The organism is Paenibacillus sp. NPDC057967 (genome assembly GCF_042887015.1).
In the GTDB taxonomy this organism is placed as follows: Bacteria; Bacillota; Bacilli; order Paenibacillales; family Paenibacillaceae; genus Pristimantibacillus.
Genome location: NZ_JBHVQB010000002.1, coordinates 350993 through 364729, shown reverse-complemented (window position 1 = coordinate 364729; position 13737 = coordinate 350993). Strand labels below are relative to the sequence as shown.

Here is a 13737-nt window from a genome sequence, read left to right as displayed (position 1 = left end):
CTCATTTCACATCAGTCAGGTCATACAAGCGGTTTTTCTCTTGAAGCAGCCGGTCATAGGCCACGAGCGCATACATTGCCTGATCGGTCGCCATCGGGTCTACGTCGCCAGGCGCAGCCCCGCCATTGCCCTCATTGCCAGCTTTGATATGATAGAAGCCTCCGCCCGGAGCTGCATAGCCTATCAGCGCATCAATGGCAGATCGGCCATTCTTCACAAATCTCGGATCAAGATGGGCATCGATGCCGAGAGCGGACAGCGCCACAATTACTTGTGCCGTGCTTTCCGAATTAACTGCTCCCCAGCTCTTGAATCCGCCATCCTCATGCTGCGCTTGCGACAGCCACTGTAGGGCGCGGTCCACCGCCGCCTTCACTTCCGGCTTCGTCTTGTAATACGGAGTCAGCGATTGAATCGCCATTGCCGTAATATCCGGATCGGCTTGTGCCGGCTTCTCGCCAAGCGCCCAGCCGCCTCCCTTGATTTCTCTGCCCAGAATAAACTCGATCAGTCTATCTCTCGTTGTCTGTACTTCAACACCGTCCACTTGCGGAATCTCGTAAGCACGGCTATCGAGCGCAATAAGAGCAAAGATAGGCCCGTTAATGCCCTGTACGGTCAAAGCGTTGAAGTCCGCCAGTGGCTTCAGCAGGTCATAGCCCGCAGCCTTCGTCACATCTTTTCCAATGGAGCCCAGAGCAAGAATGACTCTATCGTACTCCGTATACTTCACCGTATGAAGCACGCCATCCTTCGCTTTCAGCGTATTGGTCAAGTTCGCATAATACGTCTCATAATAAGCATCCGGCACTTGCACGCCTGAGCGCGCAAGTCCGAAGACCGTCCATTCTCCCCCGATCGACGCCACGACCGGATTCGTAATGGTCTTCTGCATATGAGCGGCCGTGTCCCCAATCAGCTTGCTTACCCGCTTCTGAATCGTATCCTCCGATTCTTCGCCAGGCTGCTCCTGCTCCGGATAATGGTAAGCTCTCATCGCCACCACAATGGCCATTTCTCTTGTTACTTTATCCCTCGGGCTGAACTTGCCGTTGCTTCCGGTCATCAGGCCGGAAGCTTGGGCCGCTTGAACCGCAGTCCGCGCCCATTCCGAGATGTCGCTCGCATCCGCTGGCTGAGCCTGTCCTTTTGACTCTCCCAGCTCCAAGGCACGCACGATCATGACTGCCATCTCTTCACGGCTAATCGGCTTGTCCGGATGGAAGCTTCCCTCATAGCCCGTCACGATGCCAGCTTGATACGCGGCATGCACCGCTTCATAATACCAGTCGCCCAGCTTCACATCGGCAAAGGATACGGCAGGCTTCGGAGCTTTTGCCAGCTTCAATACTTGCGTAATCATGGAAGCGAACTCCGCTCTCGTCACGGAAGACTTCGGATTAATCTTGCCGTCATAGCCCTTAACAAAGTCCTTCTGAACAGCCTCGGTAATAGATGAATATGCCCATTCCGAGATGAGCTTGCTGTCGCTGAACAGCTTGTCGAGATCAAGCTTCGCACCGCCCCCATTGTTCTCGGACGGTGTGCCCGGCTCTGGTTTCTCCGGCGTTGTGCCCGGATCAGGATTATTCGGATTTTCCGGCGTCTCCCAATCCGTATCAGCGCCTACATCTCTGCCCAGATCCGTCGTATACCGCCACTTGACGATATCTCCGTCTTTCAAAATATAGCGGCTTGCCCCAAAGTTCGGGAATACGCCATTAACACTATACATCCAGCCGCTTTCGGCGCCATGATCGAACTCGCCGTCCCCGGCAATCGAGGCCACATACACACTCTCGTATTGGTCATACCAAGAATATTTGTAGGTAATGCCTGCTTTGTCCATAACGCGCTTCAATACATCCCATACGGTCTCGCCTTGCTCGAATTCAACCTTCACCGGCGAGATAACAAATCCTTTATTAATGGTCAGCTTGTCAATCGACAGCGTTGCCTTCTTCAACTGCGGGGTGCCACCGTCGCCCGGAGACGCAACAACCGATGTGCTATAAGCTGCGAAATCGGTAAAATGGTTCGTTCTTACGATGAGGTCATTGCCCTTATCGAACGCATACTCCGCTTTTCCGCTTTGCTCCCCCAATTCCTCGCTCTCAAACTTGGCGATCGCGTGAATCTCTCCGTCAGCGATATAGGCGGCATCCTTGCCTTTCATTCCGGCAAAGGTAAGCGTAACATATTGATCGAACGTTACCCCGGAAGTCCCGCCCATTGTGAACAGAGCAGCTACCTCCGATAGCTTCTTGCCGGACGGCACAAGCGTATTCAGCTGCTCCTTCAAGGTGGCTCCGCCCGTATTCTGGAACGTCATAAGCTCCAACGCTTGCGAAGGATCGCCGGTGGACATCTTCATCCCGGCCGGGAATTGTGCGGTCATCTTGCCCTTTGTGACCGTAAGCTTTGGCAGCAGCCTGCCGTTTGGCAGCGCGGCCCATACCTTGGATGTCTTCTCTGCCGGAATCGTGATCGTAATCTCTTTGCCAGCATCCGAAGGCTTGACGACAACCTTGTATTCCGATGTATCATTCGGAATCGCAATCTCTGGCTGCACATCACCCTCAGGCAGCGTAACCAGGTTAAGCTCCGGCTCTTCAAAGCGAAGCTTGCCCAGCTTGTACCAGGTGGACTCTCCGTTCACCACATCCGCAACTGCAACTGCCGATTGCTTCGTTGCCATGCCGATGGAACCGGTTTGTTCCAGCTGCCAAGTGAATGAACCGTCATCAAGCTGATGCTTCAGCAGCGCGTCAATTGGCGTCTTGCCATCAATAGCCCAATAGCCTGCACGGTCAGTCAAGTCCTCCCCGACTGCGACCAAGCCTTGAATGGCACAGGCAATGCTGTTCGAGTTCTCGGTATCCCACATGCTGGTGCCGGCGAAGCCGCCGCCTTCCTTCTGCATGCTCTTCAAATATTGCTTGGCCTTCTCAATGCTTTGTTCGATGGCTTCGCCTTCGAATCGGGATAACACAAGGAGCGCCCAGCCCGTGTAGTCGATCTGGCTGAAGGAGCCAAAGCTGCCATTGTCCTTCTGTTGCTTAAGCAGCGACTCAAGCGCCTTGTTGCGATTCTCTTCATTCCAAGAGCCAACATCAACGCCGAGATCGGCTCCGATCTCCAGCGCAACCATGGCCCATACTTGTTTGCCCAGATTGGAGAAGGCGCCTGTCTCCTTGTTCTGCTGGCTTGCCAGCTCGGCGAACAGGTTCCGCTTGGTATCGAATGCTTCCGCCGGATTCTGCCCGACGCCAAGCAAACCGTATATATAATAGATATGGCTGTTGTCCGCGGCATCCGGCTTGATGCCCGGGTCCTTGGTGCGCCAGTCATAGTTCGGCCAAGGCGTAATCTCGGCATGATTGCGTGCCTCCGCTACGGCTACGAATGCTTCCCAATCCCAGCTCGGCTCTGCCGGAAGATGGCTGTTATAGTAGTCCGCAATCTTGAGCAAGGCTTCTTCCGGTGTCGGATCAGGCTCTGGCTCGAAGGTTAGCTCGCCCAGCTTGTACCAGGAGGACTGGCCATTCACGACGTCCAGTACCGCAACGGCGGCTTGCTTGGTTGCCATGCCGATCGATCCCGGTTTGATGAGTTGCCAAGTGAAAGAACCGTCATCTAGCTGATGTCTCAGCAGCGCATCCATTGGCGTCTTGCCGTCAAAGGCCCAAAAGCCCGTCCGATCGGTCAGATCCTCGCCAACCGCAACCAGACCCTGTATAGCACAGGCGATGCTGTTCGAATTCTCGGATTCATATTTGCTGGCGCCGTTAAAACCGCCGCCCTCTTTTTGCATGCTCTTCAAATATTGCTTGGCTTTCTCAATGCTTTGGCTAACCGCTTCGCCATCGTATCGGGACAAGACGATTAGCGCCCAGCCCGTGTAGTCGATCTGACTGAAGGAGCCGAAACTGCCGTTTTCCTTTTGTTGCGATAACAGAAATTGCAGCGCAAGTCTGCGACTCTCTTCGTTCCACGTACCGACATCCACGCCTAGATCGCGCCCAACTTCGAGTGCAACCATCGCCCAAATCTGCTTGCCGAGGTTACCGAAGTTGCCCGTCTCCTTATTTAGCTGGCTCGCCAGCTCGGCAAACAGGTTCCGGTGCGTATCGAATGCATCAGCCGGGTTCTGTCCGACACTTAACAGACCGTAGATATAATAGATATGGCTGTTATCGCCTGTATTCGGCTTAAAGCCAGGGTCCTTCTTACGCCACTCATAATTCGGCCATGCTGGTAAATCAACATGCTCCGAGGCTGCTCTTAACGCCACGAAAGCTTCCCAATCCCCAGCAGGAGAGCTTGGCATTTTCCCTGCATAATAAGCAGCAACCTTCTCCATGGCATCCGTATAGGAGGCTATGGCATCATCCTCTGCAGCCACAGCGGCTGCTACTTCTTCTTCATTTCCTGGCTCATCCGGTTCGGCGGCTGACTCATTCGACTCCCCTTCTGCCTCTTCTACAGGCGCGCCCGGTTCATCGTCAGTCCCCGTATCATTGGCAACCGCTTCTTCAAGCTGCAGGACCGGCATGCCGGCTTCGTCCGCCGCCCATGCATAGGCAGGGCTGAGAACGGAGACCAGCATCATCAAGCTGAGAATTAGTGCGGCAAATCTGACTTTCACTCGATTGTAGAACATGATGCATTCACTCCTCCATAAAGTTGGGCATAACAAAAAACACCTTCCTTCAGTCAGAAGAAAGATGTTGTACGAAACAAAATAACATTTAATAGACAGAAGGGCCGAACTAAGCCTCTTCCATTAAATGACGCCAATACCTCCCTTCCCATCCGCGTGGGATTCCATAGAGCATTCTTATGGCAGGTTTCCTGGCTTCGCTTCATCGCCGGACGATCTCCTTCCCGTCTTGTGACAGTGGATCATGATCGCAGGCTCTGCGTTACAGTGGCGGGACCGCGTTCGATTCTAACGAACTTCCCTTTTAACTTCTGATAGGATGCAACTCCATCTCAAAAGCACCATAAAAATCTTATTCAGTTGGCTACATGCTACTACACGCAACCTTTGATGGCAATAAAAATCTATGATCGTACACGAAATCGTGCCAACTTTCAGCCCGCTTTCACGCAGTGCCAGCTTTATAGACTCCAGTATCGGTAGCCTTGCAGCTCAAATTTCGTTCTATTGTAAATCCCCTTCACATCGCATAGCAGCTTCTTCTGGCTGTCCCCGAACAGCTTGTCGAAGTCCGCAACGTCCATATCCGCGATCATCTGGTGCGGCGTTGCCACAAGCACAGCATTCAGATGATGAAGAGCGGATAAATCGGACAGCTCTATGCCGTATTGCTCATACGCCAGCCGGCTGTCGACAAGCGGATCGACAATAATGGGATAAATCCCGTATTGCTGCAGCTCATCCACAATATCAGACACTTGCGTATGACGGATATCCGGGTCATTCTCTATCGTAGAAAATCCGATAATGCCTACTCTTGCAAAACGAATATCCATTCGGAGTCCCGTCAGCTGCTTAATGAATTGCCGGGCAATGTATCTGCCCATGCCATCATTAATATGCCGGCCAGCCCGCAGGAGAGGAAATGAATAACCGGCCGCCTCGGCGTGTCGCAGCAGATCGCAGGCATCGGCGGCTTCGCTCTGTGCGACAGACAATCCGGGACGGATGGGAAGCTCCTCTTCATATACGCCCGCCGCCTCCAGCGCCGCTTTCGTATCCACTCCCAGCCGATTGCACAGCATGGACAGCTCGTTCATAAAAGCCAAGTGAAGATCACTTCGGGCTTTCCCGATGGCTTGCGCCGATTCGGCCGCTTTCATGCTTCCTGCGCGGAATACGCCTCCATCTGCAATAATACTGTATACGCTGGCTACGATATCCAGCGTATCGTCATCCATGCCGGAGACGATCTTCCTCACTGTCCTGCGGGATGGCTCTGTGGATTCGTCTCCTCTGCCGCTTCCCGGCGAGCATCCTACCTTGAAATCCTCGCCGGACAACAAGCCGGACACTTCCTCCAGCACGGGGATGCAAGCCTCTTCGATCATGCCCGGATAGAGGGTCGATTCATAGACGACGACTGCTCCAATCTTCATCCGTCTGGCAACGGTCTGGCTCGCTTCAAGCACAAGCGACAAATCCGGGGCAAGGCCCCGCCCGGCAGATGCCGGAACCGCAATAATATAGAATTCCGCGTCCTCTAATCTGGACTCGTCCGATGTGAATTCCACTTGGCTGTCCCGAATAACCTGAAAACCCACATCGCCTGTCGCATCAACCCCCTGGCGATAACGCTCAATTCGATCTGCATGGGCATCATAGCCGATGACCGGCACATGCTTCGAGAAGGCCAGCGCCAGCGGCAAGCCGGCATGGCCGAGACCGATGATTGCAATAGCGGTCTCCCGATTGACTAATCGCGTATACATCATCCGCTTCATCCCCATTTCTCATTCATCCTGCCTCTATGTCTTGCCGATCGTCGTCCGTAGCGCGTTATTCAGCCATTCCTCCATCGCGGATGCCTGCATCGGCTTGCTATAATAGTAGCCTTGCATCACATGACAGCCTAATTCCCGGAGCAGCGCCATATGCTGCGGGTCCTCGATGCCTTCGGCCACCACTTCGACATTCAGGCTTTCCGCCATAAGCACGATGGCTTGAATCATCGTCTGCTTGACGGGCTTGTCCATATCGCTTGTGAACAGGCGGTCCAGCTTCAGCGAGTCGATCGGAATCCGGTCCAGCAGGCCAAGCGCGGAATAGCCGCTTCCGAAGTCATCCATTGCGATTCGAATCCCAAGCTCCCGGATTCCTGTCAATTGCTTCATAATATCGTTCACATCGTGCAGCACGACAGATTCCGTAATCTCCAGCTCCAGCCGGTCCGGCGGCAGCCCTGTCTGCTTCAGCACGGCCCTGATTGTCTCCAGCAGTCTGTCATTGCGGAACAGGCTGAGTGATACATTGACAGCTACCGACTGGTCAATGCCCTTGTCCATCCATTCCTTGCACTGGGAGCACGCCGCCTCCAGCGTCCATTCCGTTAGCGGCATAATGAGCCCATTCTCCTCTGCAACCGGAATGAACTCATCCGGATGTACAACGCCGAGCCTGCTATGATTCCACCGAATAAATGACTCAAAGCCGGACAAGCTGTTCGTCTGTACGTTCCACTTCGGCTGATACACCAAAAAAAATTGCTTCTGCTCGAAGGCCCGGCGCAAATCCTTCTCCAGCTCCAGCCTTCGACTCTGCGCATGGCCAATCTGCTCATTGTAGAAGCAATATTGATTTTTCCCGAGCGCCTTCGCCCGGTACATGGCAGTATCGGCTGCCTTCAGCAGCGTAAGACGATTTTGATCCTGAACGGGACCTACACTGATTCCTATACTGCATGTTACATAGAGTTCATTATGCTCAATGAGGAAAGGCTTCTTCATATGATGAAAGATATCTATGGCAAGCCGCTCCGCGCCTTCCTTGTTCCCGGCCTGCATCACCACGAGAAATTCATCTCCCCCAATTCTGAATACATGCTGGCGAGGGCCGTCAATAAAGGCACTGAGACGGCTTCCGACCTCCTTAACGAGCTGATCGCCGATATGGTGGCCTAGCGTATCGTTTACGGCTTTGAAATGATCCAGATCCAAAAACAATACGCCCGCAATGCCATTTGCTTCATAACGATCAAAGAAACGAGTCATCGCATGGCGATTAGGCAGATCGGTAATGCTGTCCCGGTAAGCCAGCTTCTCCAATTCTTGCCGAAACGAGGCGTTTGTTCTCTTTTGCAACATGATGTAGATCAATGCGCTTAGTAATAAAAGATAAAGAACAACAATAGTGACCAGTCCTTGTATGTAAATGATGAGTTGGATAGATTGCTGATTCAAGCATATCAAACATATCTAGACAATTTCTCAACAAGATGTCTAATGCGAACAAAACATGCTAAATAATGGAGAACGGACGAATATAATAGCAACAGCAGAAAAGGAGATTCATAAGAAATGTCGAAAGACGTGTTATGATGACGACAAAAAAACGGCTGCTCCTAACTTTCTTATTCGTTATTGCACTTACAGCCATACGCTTGCTATGGTACAGCCCTGAGCTGTTCCACCATCAACCTAAAGCCGAGAGCGGCCAACTGGACTTGCGTGATTGGCAGCCTTCCTCCAAACGTGTGGTCCCTTTGAATGGAGAATGGGAATTCTACCCGATGAATCTGCGGGAAAAAGATTTTCCGAAAATGGACTCCGCTTCCTACATTCAGGTTCCGGGAGACTGGACAGACGCATTTTCAACAGACGGCGATACTTCGTATTGGTACGGCACCTACCGGCTGCGCATATGGCTGCCAGAGAATGAGCAACAAGCCTACAGTATTCGAACGGGCAAATTAAGATTCGCTTCTGCCCTATACGCCAATGGGACATTGATCGAGAAATTCGGCAATCCATCCGAGTCGCCGGAACAATTCGTAGGCAAAAGCCTCCCGGCTACTCTTGATTTACCGGCAGGAACCAAGGTCATCGATCTGGTTATCCAGATGTCCAGCCATGTGCCGAAAAGCGGCATCACGACGGCGCTCTGGTTCGGGACGCAGGACGCCATCCTGCTCAAAAGCAATCTATCTATCGCCATGCAGCTTGTCTTATGCGTGGTCATTCTGCTGCACGGTTTATACGCCATCATTTTATTTTTCATAGGGCCATCCCATAAAATGCTGCTCTATTTCTTCCTGCTTGTATTGTCGGCAACCCTCAGCGTGCTTGTCGACGATGACCGGCTATTGTTCCACTGGGTGACCATTCCGTTCGAGCTTGGGATCAGAAGCGTATTCCTGACTTACATGGGGATTGCAGCAGTCGTGCCTCCGCTAATCAAGCAGCTTTTTCCGCAAAACGGCAAAAGACGCTCGCTGGCTTGGTTCCAGTTATTATGCGCGGTACTTTTTCTATTCATTATTTTTGCTCCGTCCCAGTTGCTGCTGCAATTCTCTGACCTGTTGTTCGGCCTGTTGCTGTTGTCCTGTCTCGTATCACTTTGGACGCTCAAGAAGGCTATTCTATACGATCCGGATACGTTGTTTCTCGTGCTTGCCACCTCAGCTATCATCTTAAACGTCTCATGGGCATCAATAGCCAACGAGACACTCATCTCGCAGCCGGTCTATTATCCTATCGACCTGATTGTCGCTTTCCTATGCTTTGCTGCCTTCTGGTTCAAGCGATTTATGCGCACAAGCGAACAAAGCAGACAACTGGCGGCCAAGCTTCAGCAAGATGACAAGCGCAAGGATCAATTTCTGGCCAGCACCTCCCATGAGCTTCGCAATCCGCTTCACGGCATGATTAGTATCGCTCAATCGATGCAGGAAGACCGGGATGAACCCCCAAGTGAACGTAACGCCAAAAACCTGGAACTGCTTGTGAGCATAGGCAAACGCATGTCCCATTTGCTGAACGATATGCTGGATGCCACCAGGCTGAAGGAGAATCATATTACGCTGCATACTGCGCCTCTTGATGTGCGGGCCGTTACAATGGGTGTGCTGGAGATGGTGCGGTTGATGACAGAGGGCAAGCCCATCCGCTTCAGGACAATCTTTCCGGACTCGCTGCCGCGCGTCATGGCGGACGAGAACCGTCTGGTCCAAGTGCTGCTGAATCTGCTTCACAATGCCATTAAATACACAGACAGTGGCGAAATTGTAGTGAGTGCGTCCGTTCAGGATCAGATGGTATGCGTACACGTCTCAGATACGGGAGTCGGCATCACCGAAGACGATTTGCTCCGTATCTTCCAGCCCTACGAACAGGGGCAATCCAGTCTGGATCGGGCAGCTGGCGGATTCGGCCTCGGACTGAACATCTCGAAGCAGCTTGTCGAGCTGCATGGAGGCAGCATAGAGGCCAGTTCTATTCCTGGGCAGGGATCAACATTCAGCTTCACCCTTCCGAAGTCGGATGTCCCGCCGCTGCCAGCCTCTGCATCTGAACAGGAGCCGCCTCTTCTACCACCGGAAAAACAGCCGGAAGACCATGATGCCACTTATCGCATCATTGAGGCCGCTGAAGCCCGCGATACGGAGAAAGCTAATCGCCCCGTCGTGCTGGCCGTCGATGATGATGCTCTAAATCTTCATATTGTGGAAAATGTGCTTGGCCAGGAGCATTATCGCATTGTAAAAGCGTCCAGTGCCTCAGAAGCGCTTTTCCTGTTAGAGAAACAGCCTGCGGATTTGGTTATCGCGGACGTTATGATGCCTTATATGTCCGGTTATGAGCTGACTCGCATGATACGCAGTCGCTTCTCCATGGTCGAGCTGCCTATCCTGCTGCTCACCGCGCGAAGCAGCCCAGAGGATATCTATACCGGCTTTCACGCGGGAGCCAATGATTATGTGACAAAGCCGGTAGACAGCCTGGAGCTGAGAAGCCGGGTGCGCGCGCTGACGGATATGAAGCAGACGATGGCCGAGCGGCTGCGCATGGAAGCGGCGTGGCTGCAGGCACAGATTAAGCCGCATTTTCTGTTCAATACGCTGAATTCGCTAGCCGCGCTTGGCACCTTCGACCCCGCCAAAATGCAGCAATTGCTGGACGCATTCAGCCGTTACTTGCGCATCAGCTATGACTTCCATAACTCCGACCGATTCGTGCAGCTTGATCGTGAGCTGGAGCTTGTCCGGGCTTATCTGTATATTGAGCAGGAACGATTCGGGGAGAGATTGAATATTGAATGGGATATCGGGACCGACACTGGCATGATGGTGCCGCCTCTGTCTATTCAGCCGCTTGTGGAGAATGCCGTCAACCATGGCATTCTGAGGAAGGCCAGCGGAGGAACCGTCACGATACAGACGGAGGAACAAGCTGGCGGAATGCGGGTTTCGGTTCGTGACGACGGCGCGGGCATAAGACCTGGCAAAGTCAAGCAGCTGCTGGACGAATCCGTACCAGCTGACGGTATAGGATTTCGCAATACCGACCGTCGACTAAAGCAGGTGTACGGCCGAGGATTAACGATCACGAGCAGGCCCGGCGAGGGAACCGAGGTCAGTTTTCATATTCCGGCAAAAAGGGAATGAACGGTTCATCCGCTCATTCCCTGTTCTGTTCGAGCCACTGGTTATACCATTCCGCAATATAGGGGCTGGGCTGCTCATTCAACTGCACTTGCAAGGTATGCTCCAATACGCGGTATTGCCGATTAACCGCTGCATGATTGCGCTGAGATGCGTGCAACCTCATCAAGCCGAAATGCGGCTCTTCCGCAATGGGCTGTCGAAGCCCAATCTCCAGATAACGCAGGATGGCTTGATCTGTCTGGCCGCATGCCTCATGCCATTCAGCAATGCGCAGGGACGCCCTCAGCCAGAGCTGCCGCAGTCGCTCGCGCTCCGATTCCGCCCACCAGTAATCATACTCTTGCAGATAATCGCCGGCGTACAATTCCATGGCCATCACATAGCGGTCAATCGTATCCGCGGTCAGCGGCTGATCAAGGGACACCGCGCTCTCCCATTCCTCCACGTCAAACCGCACATCCACAACGTCCAGCCGGTAGCCGTCCGTCGCATTCATCAGCTCAAAGTGGCGCCCGAGGCCCGACAATCCCTTCCGGACATGATACACAGTTGTATATAATTGCGCATATACCTTCTCGGACTCCTCTGCGTCCGGCCATAGCAAATCGATTAGAGTCGACTTGCGTACGAGCTCCTTCCGGTGAAGGAGCAAATACAGAAAAAGCTCCTGAGCTTTGGCTGTTCGCCAATGCATGAGCTCATACGGATGCGAGCCGGCCCCGATTTCCGCTTGGCGGAACAGCTTGATGCGAATGGAAGATGCTTGCCGCTTCTCGTCACCGACGGACTCGCGACGCTCCTTCAGCCGCTTAATGGTCTTGAGCAGCCGCTCCTTCAATACGGGCTTGACGATGTAGTCCAGCGCGTCAAGCTCGAAGGCCCTCACAGCGTAATCGTCGTAAGCCGTGACGAACACAATGCTCAGGTACGGCTTCTTCTCGAGCAACTGCTCCGCCAGCTCCAAGCCGCTAATTTCGGGCAAATGAATATCCAAAAAAACGATGTCTACATCGTTTTGAATGATTTGTTCCTTCCCCTCAAGAGGATCGATATGTTGGCCAATGATCTCAATCTCCGGCAAATCGGCAAGTTGATAAGCCATATAATCTAGTGCAAGCCGCTCGTCATCGATCAGGATTACTCTCATACGCTACCGCCTTACTCTGTATTTGCTCCCATCTATTAGGACTATCTATTCATTTCCTTGTAAGTTGACAAGAAGATTATACCATCTATACTTCTGCTTTATCATCTTGATTCCACATCTCTCTTGAATGATCCTTCCAGACATGATAATTTAATGTTCGACAACTTCCGCAGGATCATTACAAAAAAGGCGGTGACGATATGAGAGCCCTAATAGTAGACGATGAGCGGCTGGCTCTCCAGCGCATGGAATGGCTCATCAAGCAGCATGCAGGCGGCGAACTGGAGTGGTCGGGGGCCTTCCTTGATCCCTATGACGCGCTGGAAGCGGCGCGAGCAGAGCATCCGGATATTGCATTCCTCGATATTGAGCTTCCCGAGATGAACGGTTTTGAATTGGCAGAACAGCTGCTGCTCATCCGTCCCAAAATCCGCATCGTATTTGTAACAGCCTATCAGGATTACGCCATAAAGGCTTTTGATATTAACGCGCTCGATTATTTGCTGAAGCCCGTAGCTGCCGACCGCCTGTCGCTTACGATGCAGCGAGCCCGGGAAACGATCGTTCCCTCGGAATCGGAGGCTGCCGTTAAGGAACCGGCAACACTATGTTGCTTTTCCTCGCTCTATTACAGGGACGGCCCCGGACAAGCTCACTCCTTCACCTGGAAGACGCTGAAGGCGGAGGAGCTGTTCGCTTACCTGATCCACCGGCGCGGGCTCACAGTCAACAAGCAGGAGCTGCTAGACTTGTTATGGCCGGATTACGATGCCAAGAAAGCGACCGCCCAGCTTCATACCGCAATCTATCAGATACGCAAGGTGATTGAATCGGCCAATCTGGATGTGGGGATTATCTACAAAGACGGAGGCTACCGGCTGACAATGGGTTCCCTTGCCGTAGATACCGAGCTCTGGGAATCCCATGTCCGCAGTCTGCCTCCTCTGACAGCCGATACGCTTGAGCTGCATCTGGGCGTATGCAGAGAACACAGCAGCGACTATCTGGCCGATCACCGCTACGGCTGGGCCGAATGGGAACGGGATCGTATCCGTCTTGTCTGGCTGCGACAAGCAAAGCCGATAGCGGACTGGTATTACCAAAACGGCCAATATAGCGATGCCGCCACAATCTATCAGCATATACTAGATCGGGCCCCCGACATGGAAGACGGTTATTTCGGCTTAATGAAAACAAACGCTGCACTCAACTATTCCAGCGAAGTGATGAAGCTGTATCATACCGTCGCAAGCAGGCTACAGGAGGCGTTCAACGTTGCCCCAAGCAGGGAGCTGATGGAATGGTATGCCGATTGGAAGAGGCATGCCACTTCCGGTGATTGACGCCGCTTGCGCCCAAGCTTTTATAACGCGCAACAGAGCCTTCCGCTCTTTGCCTCCAGCCTTTTTACAGGCTCGGGGGCTTTTTTGGGCTGTTGGCTACATTCAGAAAATATTTAGTGGCATGCGGTATATTGGTTGATGT

The 13737-nt window shown here is 52.8% G+C and carries 6 protein-coding genes and 1 riboswitch; of the genes, 2 read left to right on the top strand and 4 right to left on the bottom strand.

Annotated elements, in window-relative coordinates; translation table 11 throughout:
* Nucleotide 1: 1 nt before the first annotated feature.
* The 3 genes from ACFVSO_RS06070 to ACFVSO_RS06060 all read right to left on the bottom strand — a co-directional run bounded on the left by ACFVSO_RS06070 (nt 2) and on the right by ACFVSO_RS06060 (nt 7806).
* Nucleotides 2-4663: an S-layer homology domain-containing protein gene (locus tag ACFVSO_RS06070; RefSeq protein ID WP_387471141.1), complete on the bottom strand. Its 4662-nt coding sequence runs from the start codon at nt 4661-4663 to the stop codon at nt 2-4.
* A 164-nt stretch (nt 4664-4827) separates the two neighbouring features.
* A riboswitch (cobalamin riboswitch) is annotated at nt 4828-5024 on the bottom strand.
* 100 nt (nt 5025-5124) lie between these two features.
* The gene (locus tag ACFVSO_RS06065; RefSeq protein ID WP_387471139.1) at nt 5125-6453 is read right to left on the bottom strand and encodes a nucleotide sugar dehydrogenase; all 1329 of its coding nucleotides are present in this window, start codon (nt 6451-6453) and stop codon (nt 5125-5127) included.
* A gap of 18 nt (nt 6454-6471) precedes the next feature.
* On the bottom strand, nt 6472-7806 hold the full coding sequence (locus tag ACFVSO_RS06060) for a putative bifunctional diguanylate cyclase/phosphodiesterase (protein ID WP_387471137.1): 1335 nt from the start codon (nt 7804-7806) through the stop codon (nt 6472-6474).
* A gap of 230 nt (nt 7807-8036) precedes the next feature.
* Here ACFVSO_RS06060 and ACFVSO_RS06055 point away from each other — a divergent pair, with 230 nt between their 5' ends.
* On the top strand, nt 8037-11105 hold the full coding sequence (locus tag ACFVSO_RS06055; RefSeq protein WP_387471135.1) for a sensor histidine kinase: 3069 nt from the start codon (nt 8037-8039) through the stop codon (nt 11103-11105).
* Nucleotides 11106-11118: 13 nt separating this feature from the next.
* Here the strand turns inward: ACFVSO_RS06055 and ACFVSO_RS06050 are convergent, their stop codons facing one another.
* Nucleotides 11119-12252, bottom strand: coding sequence for a response regulator (locus ACFVSO_RS06050; protein ID WP_387471133.1), 1134 nt, complete (start codon nt 12250-12252; stop codon nt 11119-11121).
* Nucleotides 12253-12452: 200 nt separating this feature from the next.
* On the opposite strand from ACFVSO_RS06050, the gene ACFVSO_RS06045 reads away from it, so the two are divergent.
* Nucleotides 12453-13595: a response regulator gene (locus tag ACFVSO_RS06045; RefSeq protein ID WP_387471131.1), complete on the top strand. Its 1143-nt coding sequence runs from the start codon at nt 12453-12455 to the stop codon at nt 13593-13595.
* Nucleotides 13596-13737 lie beyond the last annotated feature (142 nt).

Bases quoted from the DNA above. Each gene is read 5' to 3' on its own strand.
- ACFVSO_RS06070 (WP_387471141.1), bottom strand. From the start codon at position 4,663: ATGTTCTACAATCGAGTGAAAGTCAGATTTGCCGCACTAATTCTCAGC.
- ACFVSO_RS06060 (WP_387471137.1), bottom strand. From the start codon at position 7,806: ATGTTGCAAAAGAGAACAAACGCCTCGTTTCGGCAAGAATTGGAGAAG.
- ACFVSO_RS06065 (WP_387471139.1), bottom strand. From the start codon at position 6,453: ATGGGGATGAAGCGGATGATGTATACGCGATTAGTCAATCGGGAGACC.
- ACFVSO_RS06045 (WP_387471131.1), top strand. From the start codon at position 12,453: ATGAGAGCCCTAATAGTAGACGATGAGCGGCTGGCTCTCCAGCGCATG.
- ACFVSO_RS06050 (WP_387471133.1), bottom strand. From the start codon at position 12,252: ATGAGAGTAATCCTGATCGATGACGAGCGGCTTGCACTAGATTATATG.
- ACFVSO_RS06055 (WP_387471135.1), top strand. From the start codon at position 8,037: ATGATGACGACAAAAAAACGGCTGCTCCTAACTTTCTTATTCGTTATT.